The 20,685-nt window shown below is 29.9% G+C and carries 12 protein-coding genes; 10 read left to right on the top strand and 2 right to left on the bottom strand.

Features of this window, described 5'->3' with window-relative positions; all coding sequences use genetic code 4:
- The first annotated feature begins 30 nt into the window (after positions 1 to 30).
- Positions 31 to 1,053, top strand: a complete 1,023-nt coding sequence (locus PWA39_RS01140; protein WP_240534005.1) for a hypothetical protein — start codon at positions 31 to 33, stop codon at positions 1,051 to 1,053.
- Between the two features lie 194 nt (positions 1,054 to 1,247).
- Here the strand turns inward: PWA39_RS01140 and PWA39_RS01135 are convergent, their stop codons facing one another.
- Both PWA39_RS01135 and PWA39_RS01130 read right to left on the bottom strand, forming a co-directional pair.
- Complete coding sequence (locus tag PWA39_RS01135; protein WP_274827461.1) at positions 1,248 to 1,859, bottom strand: DDE-type integrase/transposase/recombinase; 612 nt, start codon at positions 1,857 to 1,859, stop codon at positions 1,248 to 1,250.
- Positions 1,860 to 1,867: 8 nt separating this feature from the next.
- Positions 1,868 to 2,494 carry a hypothetical protein gene (locus tag PWA39_RS01130; RefSeq protein WP_274827475.1) on the bottom strand — a complete coding sequence of 209 codons (627 nt, stop codon included), beginning with the start codon at positions 2,492 to 2,494 and terminating at the stop codon, positions 1,868 to 1,870.
- A gap of 392 nt (positions 2,495 to 2,886) precedes the next feature.
- Between PWA39_RS01130 and PWA39_RS01125 the strand changes: the two genes are divergently transcribed.
- The 9 genes from PWA39_RS01125 to asnS all read left to right on the top strand — a co-directional run bounded on the left by PWA39_RS01125 (position 2,887) and on the right by asnS (position 20,684).
- The gene (locus PWA39_RS01125; RefSeq protein WP_069099227.1) at positions 2,887 to 3,966 is read left to right on the top strand and encodes an ABC transporter permease; all 1,080 of its coding nucleotides are present in this window, start codon (positions 2,887 to 2,889) and stop codon (positions 3,964 to 3,966) included.
- Positions 3,966 to 4,931 (top strand): ABC transporter permease, encoded by a 966-nt coding sequence (locus tag PWA39_RS01120; RefSeq protein WP_069099226.1) that lies wholly within the window; start codon positions 3,966 to 3,968, stop codon positions 4,929 to 4,931. The genes PWA39_RS01125 and PWA39_RS01120 overlap by 1 nt, the downstream gene beginning before the upstream one ends.
- Entirely contained in the window at positions 4,932 to 6,341 is a 1,410-nt protein-coding gene (locus tag PWA39_RS01115; protein ID WP_069099225.1) for an ABC transporter ATP-binding protein, read from the top strand.
- Entirely contained in the window at positions 6,331 to 7,662 is a 1,332-nt protein-coding gene (locus PWA39_RS01110) for an ABC transporter ATP-binding protein (protein WP_069099224.1), read from the top strand. Before PWA39_RS01115 ends, PWA39_RS01110 begins: the two co-directional genes overlap by 11 nt.
- A complete protein-coding gene (locus PWA39_RS01105) occupies positions 7,649 to 13,750 on the top strand; it encodes a PDxFFG protein (protein WP_069099223.1) in 6,102 nt (2,033 codons plus the stop codon). Before PWA39_RS01110 ends, PWA39_RS01105 begins: the two co-directional genes overlap by 14 nt.
- Before the next feature lie 8 nt (positions 13,751 to 13,758).
- Complete coding sequence (locus PWA39_RS01100; RefSeq protein WP_069099222.1) at positions 13,759 to 16,437, top strand: ABC transporter substrate-binding protein; 2,679 nt, start codon at positions 13,759 to 13,761, stop codon at positions 16,435 to 16,437.
- Between the two features lie 335 nt (positions 16,438 to 16,772).
- Entirely contained in the window at positions 16,773 to 18,434 is a 1,662-nt protein-coding gene (locus PWA39_RS01095; protein WP_274827474.1) for an IS1634 family transposase, read from the top strand.
- A gap of 73 nt (positions 18,435 to 18,507) precedes the next feature.
- On the top strand, positions 18,508 to 18,630 hold the full coding sequence (locus PWA39_RS01090) for a hypothetical protein (RefSeq protein ID WP_274827473.1): 123 nt from the start codon (positions 18,508 to 18,510) through the stop codon (positions 18,628 to 18,630).
- Between the two features lie 704 nt (positions 18,631 to 19,334).
- On the top strand, positions 19,335 to 20,684 hold the full coding sequence (gene asnS / locus PWA39_RS01085; protein WP_069099635.1) for an asparagine--tRNA ligase: 1,350 nt from the start codon (positions 19,335 to 19,337) through the stop codon (positions 20,682 to 20,684).
- Position 20,685: the final 1 nt, after the last annotated feature.

Raw genomic sequence — 20,685 nt, 5'->3', positions numbered from 1 at the left:
AAATAAAATGATTAAAAAGCGAGGTTTTTGGTGGCAATAAAAAAACATTTTTATAAATTTTTGAATGGATTAGCAATTTTGCCAATCTTTTTGATTTCCTGCTCTCAACCAGAAACAGAAACAAATGTTTCTTCTACTCCATCAATTATTATTCCTATTTCAGAAAACAAGGATGAATTCCAAAAACAAAATCCGCGCTCATTTGATCTTTATGTTTCGGAAGTAAATGCCATTAGGTTGAAATGATTTTTAAATAAACCTAGCTTAATTAATCTTCTACCTGAGGAAAAAAGCAAAATTTATGCTTCTGATGTTGCAAAAAGTTTTGTTTTTGATAATAAAAATCGAATTTTAGCTTTTCAGGACAACTTTGACTCATCTGAGGAAACTAACCCAAATTTTTTGAAAAATATTTTTCAAAAAACATCAGCAGTTTTTTCGGGTAAAAAAATAAATGACCAAAATACCGATCTGTTAATTGATTCAGATCAAGATAATTTTGAAAAACATAAAAAAATTTCTAAAATTTTCCCGCAAAATTGACGCTATATTGAAACTAGGTTATTAAAACCAAATATTATCCAAAAAGACAATAAAAATTATCTTTTAATTAATGCGTACAAATTTATTTTTTCATCCCCTATTACCAGTTCAAATTCTCAAACTAATGAAAAAACTGAGACAAAATCTGATAAAAAAGCTGATAAAAAATGGAAAATAAGTGCCCCAAACATAAAACCAACCCCTATTTTAAGGCTTTTTTGGCATAATCAAAGTTTAGAAAATCCATTCAAAATCAAACTTAATTCAAAAGAAGATTTAAATTCTGAGTATGATTTACAGCTAATTAATAATATTGATCAACCCGAATCTGTTGCTGATTATAGTTTTAATTTTTCTGATTTAAATCCAAAAATACCCGAGAATCCGCTCAAAATTTCAGACACAGACCCTATTTTTCGTGTTGTTATTCAAAGTTTTGCTATTCCATATCCAGACAGTGTCGCTAATTTTGAAAGTGATAATTTTAAATTTGATTATGAATTTGACTAATCAAAAAGCTTTTTCAAATATGAAAATTAGGTTATTTAGATAAGCTTATCGTTTCAGTAAAAAAAAAAAAAAAAACATTTTCGCTAAATAAGTAGAAAAATCTCAGACAATTAGTTTTTTACCTATGATTTTGATTGCACCACTTTTGTTAATTTTTTCTAGCATGTTCATTTTAAAAAATTTGGACAAATAATTTACCTCATATAATAGCTTGGAGTTTTATATGATAAGCAACTTTGAGGCCTTTCATAGTTATACCAATCAATAAATTCACTTATTTTTTGATAAGCAATAGCTACATTTTCAAAATTTTCGCCCTCAATATTAAGCAATTCTCGTTGAAAAACTGCATAAAAATATTCAATAGGTCTGTTTGCAAGGGCATTGCCTTTTGGTGACATTGATTGTTGGATATTGTTTTGTTTTAAAAAATTAGCAAATTTGTAGTTCGCATATTCCACGCCATGATCTGAATGGAAAAATTTTGGTTTAATATTATACTTTTTGATTGTTTGTTTTACTAAGTTTATAGTTTCTTCTGAAAATCTTGTTTTAGAAATCGAAAAATTGAGCAAGTAATTGGATTTTGTTTCAATAATTGAGTGTAGGTAAAATCATTCGTTGTTAATTTTGATAAATTTAATATCAGCAAATCATTTTTCACCAAAATTTTCTGAGCTAAATTCACCTTTGATATGATCTTCAGTCCAAATTCGTGTAAACTTTTTCTCTTTTGGTGCCGGTTTTCCTTGCTTTTTATAAGCAATTGATTTTAATCCTAAAAATTCGTAGTGTTTTTGAAACACGTACGTGCTTACATAATTTCCTGATTTATGTAAATATTATATAGGATGTCGCGGCCTTTTACCTTTCGATATAAATAGAAATTTTCACGAATTCACTCAAGTAAGTCTTCATCATAAATCATTTTCTTTGGTGGTTTTTTCACCCTTATTTTCTCATAAATAGAAGTGCGATTAACGTTAAAAACGCTACAAATTCTAGTGCAATTTTCGATTTTATCTTTATCTTTCTCTTGTTCTTGTTTTAATTTTTTGAGCTCCTCAAGAATAATTGCGGGGTCAATTCCGGATCTTTTAAGAACCCTCTCCACTATTTCTTGATAAATTCCACGATCATTTTCGGAAAGATCGTTAATTGTATATTTCTTTTTTGGTTTGCGTGGAGATTTGATTTTTCCACGAGTACTAATTAAACTTTTCATATCATTATTATAAAACTTTTTTTGCCAATTTCTTATCAAATTATTAGCGTATATATGCAACATTCATTCTTTATCCGCTTTTTTACTTTTAGATTTGTTTTTGTAAATTTCTCTAAATTCTTCTGCAAAATCCAAAATTGCGTTTTTTAGCCCTTTAGATTCGGCAATTTTAATGTATTTAAATTTGTCTTCAACTGTAAATTTGTATTGTTTCATTTTAACACACCTTTTTTGAATGTGTCTGAAATTAATATATTAACTTAAAAACATTTTCGCTTATTTTTTACTTTTTGTGTTAAAATGTTAATTGTTTTTCATAATATAAGGAAATTAATATGCAATTTATTTTAAATATTTTTAAAATGTGAGAGTTTATGTCCATGGTTTTTTCTAAAAAAATCAGTTTTTTTGCATATTCTTTTTTTAATGCCTTTTATAAATCCATTAACTCTTACAAAAATAAAAATATTTTTAATAATATTAAAAACTCGGCCATTTCAAATTTGATTTTGTGAAATTTTTAAAATAGCATTAAATTTAATTTGAAAACGGGCCAAAAACCCGTTTTTTTATTTAAAAACACTTAAAACTAAATAATAAGGAAAAAAATGACCCTAAAAAATGATGGTGAACATCGCAGAGATCTGTTAAAAATAGGCATAAACAGAAAAATTATTGATTATAACTTTATTTATACTATTCCGCCAACAAAGAAAAAGAAAAATCCACTATTTAAATATTTCGGTTTTGAATCGCTTTTTTTTCGCTTTTCGAAAAAAATTGTAAAAATTTTTCTCGAATTCGTAATAGTGGCTTGAATTGTTGCGACACTAGTTTTTCTTCTGATTGACTCAATTCCGGGTGAGCCAGGTTTTCTTCATGGTCTAAATGACGCTCAAAAAACAGCAGAAAAACATCTTTATGGACTTGATTTGCCTCAAGCACAACGATATTTTAATTACCTTTGGAATTTTATTAATTTTGATTTTGGAATTTCATATAGTCTTAGACCTCGTGTCGAAATTAGCGATTTTATTTGACAAAGATTTTTCACATCTTTTTCAATAGGTATCGTTTCAGTTATTTTAACACTTTTAGTTGGAGTTCCGCTTGGAATTGCTGTTGGAAAAAATCCAGGTAAGTTTTTTGACAATTTAGCGACAGTCTGAATTGCGATTTTTTCCTCAATTCCTTCGCTAGTTTTTGCAATTTTTCTTTTAATTTTTGGGCAAAAAGCCGGAATTCCTTACATTTTTAATATACAGGATTTCTCCACTTTTGTCCTACCTGCCATCGCCCTTTCAATTGGATCTGTAATTAGTTATGTGCGATACATTCGTTTTGAACTTAATAATGAGTTAAATTCTATGCATGCTAAATTTGCATATTTAAAAAATTTAACAAGAAATCGCTTCGTTTGAACTCATGCACTTAAGGCATCACTTTTCCCAATTGCAACATTTTTTCCTTTAGTTGTTTTAGGTTCTTTTGTTGGATCAATTTTTGTTGAGAAAATCTTTTTAATTTCAGGATCTGGAGGGATCATGATTGATGCAATTCAGTCAAAAGATAATAATATTATTCTCTTTTTAGTAATTATTTACTCACTTTTGACAATAATTTCTTATACATTACGTGATATTAGTTACGAATTGCTCGATCCGAGAATTAGAAGGAGGGCAAAATAATGAATCAATTTCCGTCAATTGAAAAATATATTGACCAAAACTTAAAACCTAATCCATTTTTACAGCCCTTTTCATACCAAATGTGAAAATTAATGGTTGCTCAGTCAAAAAGTTTTGACCGTAATTATTTTGGTAAGCCTCGAAATAATTTTTACGAAGTTTTCCTTAGATTTTCCCGTTCCTTTTCAGGTGTTTTTGGAATTGTTACTATTATTTTCATGCTAATTTTAGCAATTATTATCCCTTTTACAACTGGATCGCCAACTCAACTTCGACCTGATATGAAAAACTTAAACTATTTTACACAAGGATTTATTTTAGGTACTGATTCTCAAGGTCGTGATGTTTGAGCATTTTTATGACACGGATTGCAGTTTTCCTTAATTTTAAGTTTTATTGTTGCCCTTTTTGATGTTGCACTTGGAACTTTTTTTGGAACACTAATGGGTAATTTTGACCTTTTTGACAAAATTTTTACCTTTATTATTAAAATAGCTTCAAATATACCAACAATTTTAGTAATTATTTTGATGACTTTAGTGTTGCGACCAAGCTTTTGAGTTTTAGTTTTATCATTTTCACTTACTGGCTGAATCGGACTTGCAAATCAAGTTCGTGCTCAAATAAAAAGAGCTAGAAACTTTACATGAGTAATTGCCTCACGTGTTTTAGGGACTCCTTCTTATAAAATTCTCCTTAATTTTGTGCCAGTAATTATTCCACTTTTAATTACAAATATTGTTTTTGTAATCCCAGGTACTATTCTTGGCGAAACTGGTCTTGCCTTTATTGGCCTGTCACTACCAAATGTTCCAACTTTAGGAAATGCAATTAATTCAGGAATTCCAATTGTAACTTTGTATCCTCGTTATGTTTTAATTCCTTCATTCTTTTTAATTTTATTAACTTCCTCAATTCAAATGATTGGAAATTCAGTTCAAGACGCTCTAAGGAGGCAAAGATAAATGATTTCTTATTTTTTGGCCAAATTTTCTGATTGCAAAAATGCTGAAAATCCAACTTTGTGTTATAAATTAGCAAAAAATTTAGAAAAGTTTAAAAAAGACTTAGAACTTTTAAAGCAAAAAAACTTGGATCCAAAGCAATATCAAGAAAAATTCCTTGAACTTAAAGAAGAATTTTTAGCTTATGAAGTTAATATAAAAAAACATTATAAATCAAAAAAATCCTATAAAATCCAAGCTATTTTAAACAGAATTCAACAATATTGACACACAAGTTTTAACCGTTCTCACTTTGATTTTGAAGCTTTTTCGAAAAATGTTCTCTATAAACAAATTGGCAATAAAAAGTACAAAATTGTTGCCCAAATTAAAAATTTAAATTTATCCTTTGTAAATCCAGCCAATCCTTCAATTCGAAACATCGTGATTCGTAATGCTTCAATTGACTTTTATGAAGGTAAAATTCATGCAATAATCGGCGAGTCTGGTTCAGGAAAATCGGTAATTACTTCTTGTCTTTATGGACTTGCGGGTGAAAATGCTGTTGTTGAATCAGGAGAAATAAGATTATTTAACAATCCAGTTCACAATTTTGACTTTCGTGCTTGAGAACTTTCAAATTATCGGGGAAAAATAATTTCTGCTGTTTTCCAAAACCCGATGTCAACTTTGAATCCAACCAAAAAAATTGGTGCTCAAATAATGGAAGGAATGCTGTTAAATAAAATTGTCAAAAATAAAAAAGAAGCCTATGAAAAAGCACTTTTATATTTAAAAATGACAAAAATTGTCAATCCTGAAATGGTTATGAAATTATACCCTCATGAACTCTCAGGGGGAATGATTCAACGAATTGTCATTTCAGCAATTCTTTCACTTGAGCCAAAAATTATTGTTATGGACGAACCGACTACCGCCCTTGATACAACAGTTCAGGCTTTAGTTCTTGATATTATCCGTGATTTGCAAAAAAGACTGAAAATTACGATCATTTTTATAACTCATGACTTAGGAGTGGTTGCTTCACTTGCAAATTACATCACAATTATGTACGCTGGTCAAGTTGTTGAAGAAGGAACAAGAGACGAAATTCTTTTAAATCCAAGACATCCTTATACTTGAGGACTAATAACTTCAATGCCGGACATAAATAAAGGTGATCGTCTTGCCTCAATTCGTGGGGTAGTTCCATCTTCATTAAATTCAATTGTCGGTGATGCATTTGCGGTTAGAAATGATTATGCCTTAGAACAAGATTTTTTTGTTGAGCCAAAATTTTATAAAATAAGTCCAACTCACCGTATAAAATCAGCACTTCTTGATCCAAAAGCACCAAAAGTTATGCCGCCAAAAATTATTTACCAAAAATGACTCCAATTTCAAAAAATGAGGCAAAACAATGAGCAATAATTCTAAATTTTATCTTGAAAAAAACACTTATTTTTTTGGTAAGATCGTCCGTCAAACTTGGCGTCAGTTGACTCCTGGTGTTAAAAAAATGCTTGAATCTAGCGGCAAAAAGCCAATTGTTAGCTTTGAAAACGTCGATATTACTTATGGAAGTGGAAATCGAAAAAACAAAGTTATTCATGACATAAGTTTCAATATTTATGAAGGTGAGGTTCTCTCATTTGTTGGCGAATCTGGTTCTGGAAAGTCAACAACAGGGTCTGCGCTTGCTGGCTTAATTCCGCGAAGTTTTGGGAAAATCACTATTAATAATTTAGAATTGCCAAAAAATACTCGTAAAATCCGGGCTAAAATTCTTGATCAGTTAGTTTCAAATGTGCAAATGATTTTCCAAGATCCACTTTCTTCACTAAATCCTTATAAAAATATTTATGATGTAGTCACCGAAGGAATAGTCAACCTTGAACAGCGCAAAAAAGGCTCAATCAAACTACTATTTTCACAACATTATTATCAAAATACCTTTGAAATGTTAGTGAAAATTCTTAAAAACCAAAAAGTTCCCCTAAATTTAATAAACCAAATTAGCGATTTATTTTACAAAAACACAGCCCAGGCTTCAGTTCCTGAATTATTTACTAATTTAATCAATCACCTTAAAAAAATCAGTGCCATTCACCCAAAAATTACCGATTTTATTGAAAAAAAGTCATTGTTTTTAAACAATCTTTTACAAAAACCGACAAAAGATGTTACTTATAAATACGTTACAGACATGCTTGCATCAGTTGGACTTGATAGCTCAGTTTTATCAAGATTTCCTTTAGAATTTTCAGGAGGACAACAACAGCGAATCGGAATTTGTCGGGCTTTATTGCTTAGACCAAAAATTCTTGTTGCCGATGAGCCAATTTCGGCACTTGATGTTTCAATTCAAGCCCAAATTATCAACATTTTTAAAGATTTAAAGGAAAAATATAATTTGACCATATTTTTCATTTCCCACGATCTTCGAATGGTTGAATATATTTCAGACCGAATTGCCGTTGTTTATCGAGGTCGAATTTTAGAAATTGGCCCAACAAAAGAAATAACCCAAAAATTTTTACACCCTTATACAAAATCACTGATTGAATCAATCCCAACAATTGAATCAAAAGGTGAATCACTTGCTGGATATATTTATGATCCAAAAATGCACCAATATTCAGAATCTAACCAACCTGAGTGGATTGATTTAGGAAATAATCACTATATTTTAGCCACTTTTTCTGAAGTAAAACGTTGGAGATTAGGAGACTATAATTATGAAAAAAACTAGTATTTTAGTTAGTTATTTGCTTGCTGGCGGCGGCCTGACTGCAGCTGTTGGCGGAATTATGGGCGGAATTAAACTTTATGCAAACAATAACGAACTTGGAGTTTACAATCTTGATGTTACCTCAGACACCATTGATGAAACTAAGCAAGGCGAGTTAGTTTATGCTAATTTTTTTAACGCTCAAGGCGAAAATGTTGCCGCATTTGTGCCTGTAGAAGACAGTAAAGATGGCAAATACGAAATTCTTTTAAACCCAAAAATTAAATCAGAAAAACGAGTTTTTACTGAATCAGAGTTTGCTGACTGATTTGCCATAAATTACAACCGCCAAACCCCAATTTTTGAACTAAAATTAGGGGTTATGAAATTTGTTAACGAATACTGGGATGCTATTTCTCCTTCAGAATTTCTTGATTATGCAAAATGATTTACTAAAAATGTTGCATGAGGTCCAGATGCTTTAACTTTAGAACATTTTGCGCTAAAAAAGGGTGTAACACGATCAGGTAATAATTTATTATTAGGTCAACATTCAGCTGTTAGAAAAGAAGAAGCAAAAATAGAATTTTATCCAGATTCATTTTTTGGGTCATTTCCAATTTATTCAGAATTAGCCGGAAGAGGTAATGCACCTGACAATTTAACTTACAAAATTTTTGAAGATGCAATTTCAAAAGAAGCTCTTGATGAATATTTTAAAAAAATTCCACAACAACAAGTTTTAGCAAATTATGACAAAACCAAAGTTGTTGCCGGAATTCCTGCCGCTGATCTTGTTAAAAATGAAAAAATTTACATTTATGATATAGTTAAAATTTTAAAAAATTCATTTGATAATGATTCAGAAATTCTTGCTAAATTAGACAAATTTAAGCAGCCAGAGAATTTTTTTGTCTTTGAAAATGAAGGCCAGACAATTGAAGATGTTAAGAAAAAATTTGAATTGGCAGTTCTCATGTTTGCCCATGAAAATGACATTCAATTGCCTAAAAATTACAGTCTAAATTTCCCGCAAGATTTTGGAAAAACCTATAAAATACGTGATATTTATGACACAATCAGGTCTGATTTGAAAAATGATGAAAATAATACTCCGCGTGGAATTCTTTCTTTAGAACTTGAAGATCCTGATTCCGATCCAACCCCTGAAGACCAAAAAACTCCTGCTAATCGTGCAGAAACAACAGATTTTTTTATTACTCAGAATGTAAATCCTGATATTATAACGCTTATTGCCGCTGAATTAGCAACTAAAGTTTCCCAAAAAGTTGATGAAATTGTAAAAAACGGATTTTATGATCTTTATAATATAAATCACCCAGTTGGAAAAACAATCGGTATTTATCAAAAAGATTCTAATAATAGGCTATTTTTTCCACTTGGTGCTCGTTCTGAAAGTCCTTCAATTGAAGCTCAAAACGAATATCTATCTGAATTTGATGCTAATTTATGATCAGCATATCAAATTCAAGCACTCAAAAAACTATCAAATACTGAATTAGAAGTTGAATTAACAGATTCAAATGATCCTGAAGGTCCAACTAAAACAATAAAATTTAATCTGGATCCCGAAAACCCAGATTATGCCAAAAATGTTGAAGAATTTAATAGCTTTAAAATTGCTGTTGATTGAAAAAATCGAGCAATTCCAAAGGTTATTCAAGAAATTGAAACTCTTAAAGACGGAAAAACCACAACAGTTTATCAACTTTATGGCGAAATTTTTGACGGCCTAATTGATAAAGTTTTAAGAGATAAATTGACAAATGGTGAAGACCTTGTTGGAACTTATGTTGATTTTGAGATTGATCCAGAAACTGGTTTGAAAAAATATACCACAAAACATGGCGAATTTATTGGCTATTCACACTCATCAAGAATTCCGTATATTGCGCTTTTAAAAGCTTCTTCTCCATTTTTTAAAACAACTGGAATTAACTATTTAAAATATGTTGGCGCTCATGAGTACGGACATCACCAAACTTTAAATTATGCCCAAGATAATTCTGACCCTGATTCAAATGTAGTTCTAAACGCGATTTCGACAAATGCAGGACTAGGTTTACAGTCTTTTTATAATTTTGATGTTCTTCAGTTATACCTTAATGCAAGATCTTCAGGGCTAAGTTTGCGAAAAGCATCCCCTAGTTTAAACCCTGAAGATAAAGGAATTTATCCAAACTTTAGCTTTGATAATGGAAATAATTTTGAGAGTGAGTCACAAATTTTTGGTTCAAATGAAAATCAAAATATTGACGAGTTAATTTCTAAAAAATCTCGTAGATTTTTGCAAACTATTGAGGGTCTTAAAACTGCAGCAGACATTCGAAAACTAAAATTATACGATCTTTTTCTTCTAAATTCAATTGATCCAGATTCAGGAACAATAAATCCGGGAACTTCTGGAATTTCTAAATTCTTCCGAAATAGAAATTCAACTTCTCAAGAAAATACTGGAGATGAATCAGATCAAGAGACTAAAAAACAAAAAGGATTTATAAATTCTAACGATATTCAAGGCATTTTTGCTAATTCATTAACCGATGGAGCGGGAAATAAAATCCAATTTGACGAACAAGGAAAAATTCATGTTGCTGATTTTGAGCCAAGTTCGGACCGAAGAACTTTTAGCAATTTAAAAGTTCACTTATTTTATGAAAACGGTAAACCAGTAATTGATCCTTTAACATTTAATAATCCTAATAGTCTTCCTGAATTACAGCAAAAAATTAAGCAAATTCAGGACGAATTTGAGAATAAAATAGTCAAAAACTTTCGCGATAATGGATGAGACTCAAGCCCTCAGTCTTTTACCAGATTTTCGCCATCATCTCCATTCTTTGAAAAATCACTTAATTCAATTTTGCATAATCCTGTTGAAAATCAAGCATTTTTTGGAACAATTATTGGCAAAAACCCGAAAAATTTAAATGTTAGTGTTGAAATTCCTGATTCAGTTTTTGACTTGTCACAATTTCTTAGGCAAGTTGAATTTTCGCTTACCACACCTCAACCAGTTGCTGATTTAGCAAAAAAATTATTGGACAAAGAACAATCTTTCGGATTTAAGTTTCTTGACTTTTTTAAATTGCTTAAAGGAACTCAACCAAGTGCTTCAGGTGAAATCGCCACAATTATCGATGAATTTCAAAAAAACTTTAATTTCAAAGATAGAATTCAACCGCTTCTCAACCAAATTATTAGCATTTCTGGCCAAAGTGATTCAAATTTATATTCAGATTTAAATAATATTTCGACTTTTAAAGACTCGCTTTTCAAAAGAATAACTCAAATAGTCTCAATTCTTGATACTTTATATAGTGTTTATTTTCAGGCTTTAGTTAAATCTGTATCAGATAATACTGCGAATTCTGAATCAGCAGAAAGAATGTTGACTGGAGCATTTCCGAACCAGCTTACAGGCAAACTATATGAAAACTTAGACAAAATTATAAAATTCACTGACAAAAATGGTAATAACATTGCTCCTAGTCACTTATTTTTATCATTAGATGAATTTAACATTTTATCACCAAGAAATCCAGATATTTCACAATTAACTAACGGTCCAATTTTTTCTAGTTTATATTTTGGAAAAATAATTTCAGTAAATGGAAATCAATATTATCAAAATCCAAAATATGACTTTAACGTTAGAATTCAAACTCAACTTCAAACTCAACTTGACAACGTTCTTGATCAGAGTGAATTTGATGAGAAAAAAGATTTATCAACTCGCTGAACTTCACCTCTTGGAAGTCTTTTAAAATTTTCAAATGTTACTGCTGAAAAACCGTTTTTTGGAATTGCCCAAGATTTTAAATTTAATGTTAAAGATTCTAAAATTGATGGTTCTAAAATTTATCTTGATGCTTGAGACAAAACTCTTTTTGGTTTTGATTATCAAAATAATTATTTTGCATATCAAAATGAGAAAAATCAAACAGAATTTTCATCAATTTCAGATTTTTTAGAGTTTATTTCAATTGATCCATTTGCACTTAAAATTTCAAAAAAAGCTGAAGGCGAATTTGTTAGAGATTGAAATTTTGACTATGTAAATTCTAAGTTTGACCTTTACAAATATAGTTTTAATAAATTGTCTGAAAAATTCAAATTAAAAGAAAATCAAACTGAAAATTCAGCGCCTAAATGAACTAAAGGCGAAAAATTTGACTCAAAATTTCAAAAATTATTGTCAATTTTTGAAATTTCTGAAGAAGAATTGCAACAAAATTTACAAAATTTTGCAAATAATTTGATGGAAGCCTTTGAACAATCAACTCTAAACTTGTTGATCAAAAATGTAAAAATTGATAATAAAAATATTGATCACCTATTTTTATCATCTGTTGGATTTATGGGGTTTAAAAATTTTGCTCGAAAAACACAGACAAATTTACCGGCAACCAAATTTGGTAAACTTACAGACATTAATGATAAAATTAAAATTGCATGATTGACTTTTGCAGGATATGACCAAACAAATTCATTAGTTTTAGATGATGAATCATTTGTTAATTCAAATTTAAATGATCCAGAAAAATCAGAAGTTTTTAAATGACTTAAGGACTTTTTAAGTCAAGCAAAAATAGAGGCAAAGGACTTGGATTTGTTCAAATTGCAATACTTAGTAGGGACAAAAACCTTTGTTGACTATTCACTTAGCAGAGATAGTCGAATTCAGCAATTTCAGCGAATGAACTCAGACCTTGAACTTTCATGGTTCCGTGCAAAAAATTCAGCAAGATTTGAAACAAAACCAGATGATTTTTTCAGTAATTATGTCTATAATTTCCCTGAATCTTTAACAAGAGATTTTGTCCAAATTCATTATTCTCCAAGTGACAAAACGCTTGATAATATTATGCCTGGTTTTAAAAATATTTCCGAATCTAACACTGGTAATGAGTATTTTGTTGATGCAATTTATACAAGAAAATGGATTAAAAATTTCATCCCAGCTTTTGATATTGCCCAGGGATATTCACAAACTTTAGTTAGTCCTTTTACTAATTTTTTCCTAACTAATAATGTAACTTCAAAAAATTCAGAAAATTTAAATTCTTTATACAAAAATTTAACTGAAACTTTCAAAAAAGCCCAAGATCAGGAACTTTATAATCAATCTTTTGTAATTAGCCAGAAAGAACAACAAGAAATTGATGAAATAGAAAGTCAACCTAAACCTGAAAAATTCATTGATCAAACTTTAGCTAATATTGAAAACCAGGAAAAAATTCAGAAAATTAAAAACAAATATAAAACCCAAAAAGATGAAATTTTTGCCCAAATTTCAGTTGAATTATCTCGTGTGCTTTCAGCTTACAAAGGCGAGCTTGCTGATTCAAAAAAATATAGTGATGGAAATATTCAACCTGTTGTTGGTAATTTCCGTTGAAGAAATGGTTATATTAACCAAAATGTCTCTACAAATAACGGGTTTTTCAAAGATCGCTTCCAAAGAAAAGTTTTAAATTGAGAATTGTATGATGACAATCTTGAACCTGTTGAGGATAATACAATAAGAATAACTAACTTAAAAGGTGAAAAAGTTACAAACAGACCTGAAGCTTTTTGGTATTATTCTCTTAAAACTCAAGGTGTTGGCCAAAGATCTCTTTCAGGAATTTGACGTGATTCAAAACAAGACAGGGTTGCTTTTTGAGGCTTTTTAAAAAATGAAGATGCTGCTAAAGCTAAATATTTAACTCTTGAGGATGAACAAACAGCCCAAAAATTCTACATTAAATTAGCAAGTAATGACACAAACAACATTTTTTACTTAAAAAAACAGGCTGACTTATCAACAAAATGGACGCTAAAAGATGAAGGATATAGTTCTTGAATTTCATCTTGGTCAATTATTGGTGAGTTTAAAAATGCGCTTCTAAGACCAGGTGCTGAGGGTCTAAAAAAATTCAGAATTTACTTTTCAGACCAAAACAGGCATGAAATTGAAGGATTATTTACATTAGGTAAGTCAAAATATCTTGCTGAAAATGGTAAAAATTTTAATTTAGCCCCAACATACATTGAACAAAAAGAAAATCAATCATTCCTTGTAATTCGACCTCAATTTAAATAGGACTTAATATGAAAAAAATTAAAAAGTTACTAATTTTAAACTCTTTTGTTGTAGTTCCAACTTTTTTCTTGCTCTCATGTGCTTCTGCTCTTGAAAGAAATCGTCAAGAATTTGACTTTGGAGTTTCAACAACAACAATTAACACTTTAAATTACGTAAAAAATAATTCTTCCCACCAAATTCTTAATTCTTTAGTTGAATCTTTTGTAAAACCAGGTCCATCTGCTTCAAATTCATATGGGGCAAAATTAAATTTACCGGCAATTTCCTTTGAGCTTTATAATACAAATCTTCAAAGCACGGTCGGTGATGAAATACTGCAAAACCCAGCAGGTATTACTCCGGATGGTTCTTCTTTTACAATTAGTGATTTTGGACTGGCTCTTGGTTCAGTTGCACCCTCAAGTGGAGGAGCAAAATCCTTTGTTGGAATTCAAAATTCTTCGCAGTCAATTGTCTCAACTTCAATTTTTCTCAATAAAGGTGCCTCAAAATGAGCAAATAATCAACCTGTTATTGCCCAAAATTTTATTGACTATATTTTGTATGTACTAAATATTAATGTTGCATCCCCTAATTTAGTCAAAGTTCTTTCACTAAATATTAAAAATGCCCAAAAAATGATCTCGCTCCAACAAGATTATGTCTCAAAATTTGGAAATCCTTATCTAAATCCTTTTGGTCAAAAAAGATATGTAAAAGATGAAAAAACTGGCAAAGTCAGTCTTGATTTTAACCAAAAAGTCTTTGAATCTCAAAACTCTGGTGATGAAGAATATGTCGGACAATTTAAAGAAAATGCAAGAAATTTTGGAATGTATACAGGTCAAATTTTTGAACAAATGACAAACAAGGAAGTTGTTGAACTAGTTCAGGCTAATTTATCACTAAATCCAAATTTTAGTGCTAATTCAACCGAAATTAACGTTGTTCAAAACAACCAAAGATCAGTAATAAAACTGACAAAAAATCCATTTTTAGATCCTTCACAAGTTTTTGACGGTCCTAATTTGATTCCAAGATACGATTTTCTGCCCGGAGATGAATATGGACTCCGGATCCAATTTGAAGACTCAGCGGCAAAAAAATTCATTAACTTGTTTAGACAGATAATTCATCCTGATATAATTTTCCCAATAAATCGGGAATTTGTCGAGATTGAAGCTGGCGGGATTAATAATTTTGGAACCGATCTTTCAAAATTTTTAATTAATGGTCCTTTTGATATTTCTGAACTTAATTTAGGGTCTCAAGGTTCAATGATTCTAACAAAAAGACAAGGTTATTATTCATCAGATAAAACCATTCCTAATAAAATTAAAGTCTTTTTTGCCGAACAACCCGAACTTTTATCGTCACTTTTCCTTGATGGTTACATTGCAAAAACCAAAATTCCTTCAACTTTTCAGTCTAAATTCTGATCTGAAGAAAGAACAAGAAGATACATGGAAAAACAAACCGGATATGGTACAATTGGAATCCAAGTTAATTTAGATAATGTCAAAAAAGGAAAATCTTACCTTCAAGATTCAGATCTGCGAAAAGCGATTCTTTATGGCATAAATCGGATTGATTTACTGAATTTATACGGTCTTGACCACTCTTTTCCACAGACAACTTGAACTAATTTTGATAGTATACTAACTTCTCGGGGCTATCCTTTGGAGACCTTTTTGGAAAACAGAAACTACCGTTCAGAATTTCTAGATTCAAACGGAAAACAAGTTGAATTTCCAGTTTTAGCCCAAAATTATGGCTCACATTTAGCAAAAGGGGTTTGATTTGAATCTGTCCCAAGAGTCGATTCATCTTATAGTCCGCAGACTTCAAAATTTTTCCTTGAAAGATTTAAAAAGAATAATCCTAATGTTGAAAAGGTTAAACTAACTTTTATTTATAAAGATGATGCCGAAGAAAAAGTTGCTATTGGACTGCAGGACATTCTAGCCCGAAATACCAATAATTTTATCGAAATTGACCCTGTTAGACTTCCTGATGGAATTTACCAACAAAGACTTTCAACTGGTGACTTTGATTTGACAATGAAAAACTTTGACTTTTTCAATATCGGTGGTTCTCAACCTCATTCATATATAAAAGCGTTTTTCAACACAGATGAAATTTCGCCAAGTGATAATAAATTTTCAGGACTTGAGTCTAATCCGGCCTCTTCAATGACTTACTGGAAAATGTGAAATCAAATTTCACCTCAGCAAAGAGCTGAAATTGCAAAAAGACTCGAGATTTCTGACATTTTTTTAAAGAAATTTGAAGAACTAATCACCCGAAAATTGAAACTTGATGCCCAAGGAAAGCCGATTTTTAAACAAGTCTACCTTGACAAGGAACAAAAAATTCCTGCAACTGATTATAATAATAAGCCAATTTTAGTGCCAGAATTTTCTGAGCCCCTAGACGAATATAACAACAGAATTGACTCATTTTTCAATGCAATTTTTACACACAAAGAAAAACAAGAAGGCTGAACTCAGAACAGAGTTTTTGAATTTGTGCTAGTTTTTGAAAAAATAATTCGTGAATTTGCGCCAATTATTCCAGTTATGGAGGTCGATACTTTCTGAACTATCAACCGAATTAGGGCCGGATCAGGAAATTCTTTCCAGTTTGCTTTTGATGTTGAAAATATTAAAGTTAATTTTGTAACTGCAGAAGACGGAAAGCAATAATTTTTAGGATCTATATTTTTAGTCTAATTTTTATTGAAATTAAAAAAATAAATAAAATACCAGTATTTTCTGGTATATTTTTTAATATTTGGAAAATGGGCTAAATACCTGAGTTTGACAGTTTGATGGCAAAAATTCACTTTTTAGTGAATCTAAATATGAAAAAATACCGGTAAATATCCCGAGTTTCCCAGTTTGAAGGCAAAAATTCACTTTTTAGTGAATATAAATATGAAAAAAGACCCGTAAATCGGTGCTTTTTGAATGTAAAACCTTAATTTTAATTGGTAGCATTTGGTAGCATTTTAAGTAATTTTATGGTATAATTATACATTATGAAAAAACAAAATTTGTTTTTATTTAGTGTTTGAGGATCTTCAAAAGATAAACCATATAAATATGTTGGCTGAACACAAGGTTATTCCAAAGATCCAAAACGTTGATTTAGTTTAGGAAATGAGCGGAATTTGGAAAAAATTAATCCAAATGCTGTTCAAATTATCAAAGAAAAATTGAAATTGTTTTCAAATTTAGATGACAAAGATAAAGTCAAGGCTATTTTACTTGATTCTATTAAAAATTCAAGCATAATCAGAAGGTTCGGTTTTTGTTGGCGGGGAATTAATTGAAAAAACTTATTGAAAAGCACAATATTTTTTGAATCACTTCCTAAAAGTAGACATAAAAATATGAAGGAAATTTTTAACTACTTAATTTCAAAACGGATCACTGATCCTGGCAGCATTATTAATGCTTTTGATAAAAAGGATGACTACTCAAATCAAATAAATACTTCCAAAAATAGCTTTTATAGACTTTTAGATCTTGTCTATGAGTCACAAAATCAACTTTTAAATAGTGTCAACAAAATGGTTATAAGCGAACTTGGAAAAAGGGACAGTGAATTTTATTTTGATTCATCAACAGTCTATTTTGAGACATTTGAAAGAAATGGATTAAGAATTCCTGGTTATTCTAAAGATGCTAAATTCAAAGAAGACCAAATTGTCATTGGCTTAGCGTGTGATAAAAATGGTATTCCTTTTCATATTAAAGTTTTTAAAGGAAATACCGGCGATTCTAGTACATTAATCCCTTTTGTATTAGATGTTGAATCCAAATATAATATCAAAAATATGACAATAATCGCTGATCGTGGCATGTCAACTGCCGCAAATATTCGATTTCTTGAATCAAGAAACTATAATTTCATTATTTCTTATCGTGCAAAGGTAGGAACTCAAAAATTCAAAAATTATTTACTAGATCCAAGCGATTATGTTAATGTAAGTGCGGATTTTAAGTATAAAAAGAAGAATTTTATTCATCTTATAAGAATAAAAGATACACCGAAAATATTAGAAGAAGAATTATTACTTACAGTGCAAAAAAGAGCGATAAAAGACAGCAAAGCTCGCGAAGAGCAAATCGAAAGTTTTATTAAAAAGCAAAATAAAGATGGTTTTATTGAAGTAAACAAATTGTTTGGCAAAAAACCTAAATATTTTAAGGAAATTTCAAACATGAAATTTGAATTAGATCAAAGTAAAATTGACAAAGACAAACAATTTGATGGTTACTATGTTTATGAAACAAATATACTAAATTCAAATGTCTTAGACATAGTTGAAAAATACCAAAAACAGTGGAATATTGAAGCTAATTTTAGAAGTCTAAAAGGTTTGTTGAATATTCTACTCGTATTTTTAAGAATTGACGAGCACATTCTAGCTCATACACTTTTGTGTTTTATCTCACTAGTTATTTTAAAAACTATAATATTTAAAATCAACAAACATATTAGTGATAACAAGTTATTTCAAAACAATCAATTAACTGAGGTTAGTTTAGTAACGATGTTGCAAAAATTAAGACAAAGGGTCGAATTTAACACTTTAGATCAGCAAATGATATTTAAAAATCGAGATGGTGTTCCTAGTGATCCGAATATTTGAAATAGGTATGATTTTTACTATGATGTGTTAATAAATCAGTAAAAAAATTGTTATTAACTTTTACCGAAAAACTTAAAAAAGTACCTAAAACCAGATGCTTTTTTAAAATTACCTTATGAAACTGGGAAACTCAGGAAATACCTGAGTTTGACAGTTTGATGGCAAAAATTCACTTTTTAGTGAATCTAAATATGAAAAAATACCGGTAAATATGGGTTTTTTTGACCTAAAACTTTAATTTTTATTATTTTAAAATTAAGATTTTGCAAAAAAAAAAAAAAATGTTTGGTCTAAGAAAAAATTATGTTATAATAACTCTCACTAAGAATAAATTAATAAATTTTGACATTGAATTAAGGGGGACTTGATTATGTTTTTTGTCTAAAAAAGTCAGACATTGCGAATTATCCATTATATTTTTAATATGATGGAATGCCTTAAATTTACCCGTTTAGAAATCTATAAATTTAATGCTTTTGATTATTGTTCTTTCAAAACTTCATATATTTTTTTAGGCTCGATGTAAATAAAAACGAGTTTTCTATTTCCATTGAGTTTAAATAGTAGTTGTATTTTTTTATGATTTTTGTCATTTTATCATAAATTGATTTTTGCCAGTGTTTTAAACTAAAAAAGTAGTTTAGAAATTTCATAATTTTGCTTTTTAAGGTAAAAATTATAGCTTTTTTAGTTTATTTTATTTGATTAATAAGTAGATTTTTCTTTCGCGAGTGTTAGATTTAAAATTTAGTGTTTTTGCATTGATAGTTATTTTTCCTGAGTTTGCCAGAAAAGTTAAAAACCGGACACTTTTTTAAGATTATTTCATCAAACTGTGAAATTTGGGATTTTAATCTAATTTTTATATAATTTAAAAAAAATAGATAAAATACCAGTAATTTCTGGTATAATATTTAATATTTGAAAAATGGGGTAAATAAAATGTCGGTATCAATTAATGAAGTTTTTATACATCCTGAGTTGTATGATCAGAAGAAAATTACAGTTCAAGGTTGAATCACAAATATTCGCGGTAATCTAAAAATAATGTTCATCGAACTGAACGATGGTTCGTCATTTAAAAATTTACAATGTGTTCTTAAAAGTGATAATATTGACTTTACAAAAGTAGAAAATTTAGCAATTGGTGAAGCTATTGAAATTAGTGGTGTTTTTACAAGCACCCCTGAGCGCCAGCAAAATGGTGAGGTTTTAGTTGAGGATTTAGAAGTTAAAGGTCGCAATTATAACAATAATTTTCCGATTCAAAATCAAGAAATTTCCTTAGAAGTTTTAAGGCAAATTCCACATTTTCGTCACAGAACTCGACTTTTTCGTGTGATAATGAGACTAAGATCTTCACTTTTTTATGAAATTCATAAATTTTTTCGTCGTCAAGGATTTGTTAATTTTTCAGCACCAATTTTAACCTCAAATGATGGCGAAGGTGCTGGTGAAACTTTTATTGTTGACGATGAACAAAAAGACTTTTTTAACAAAAAAACAACTTTAGGTGTTACAGGGCAACTTCATGCTGAAGCCTATGCTCTTGGTTTTAAAAAAGTCTACACTTTTGCCCCCACATTTCGCGCTGAGAGATCAAATACTAGAAAACACGCTGCTGAATTTTGGATGATTGAACCTGAAGTGGCATTTTTTGATCTTGATGAAATTATTGAATTAGCGACAAAATTGCTTCAAAAAGTAATAAAGGCTGTAATAATTCGTAACAAAGATGAATTTGCATTTCTAGAAAAAGTTGGCGATAAAAACTTGCGCCGCCGTTTAATTCAATTTTGTGATTCTCAAGTTGCCCAAGTAACTTACGAACAAGCAATTAAATTACTTTCAGAACACATTGATAAATTTGAGGAAAAGAACCTGTTTTTTGGTGCTGATTTAAAAACTGAGCATGAACGGTTTTTATCTGAGCAAATTTTCCGCGCCCCTGTTGTTGTAATTAATTATCCAAAATCGCTAAAAGCATTTTACATGCACCAGAACGATGATGAAAAAACTGTAGCAGCTTTTGATCTTTTAGTTCCAGGAATTGGTGAGCTAATCGGTGGGTCTCAACGTGAAGTTCGTTATGAAAAACTACTTGAACGAATGAACGAACTGAATATGAAAGTTGAAGATTTCCAATGATACCTTGATTTGCGTAAATTTGGTAACCCTGGCTCAAGTGGTTTTGGTCTTGGTTTTGAAAGATTACTAATGTTTGTTACTGGAATTGATAACATTCGTGATGTAATTCCTTTCCCAAGAACAAATAAAAATATTTTAATGTAAG

It is taken from the genome of Mesomycoplasma ovipneumoniae ATCC 29419, from assembly GCF_028885435.1.
In the GTDB taxonomy this organism is placed as follows: Bacteria; Bacillota_I; Bacilli_A; order Mycoplasmatales; family Metamycoplasmataceae; genus Mesomycoplasma; species Mesomycoplasma ovipneumoniae.
Note: the sequence above shows the minus strand (reverse complement) of the source record. Positions and strands in the feature narration are given on the sequence as shown.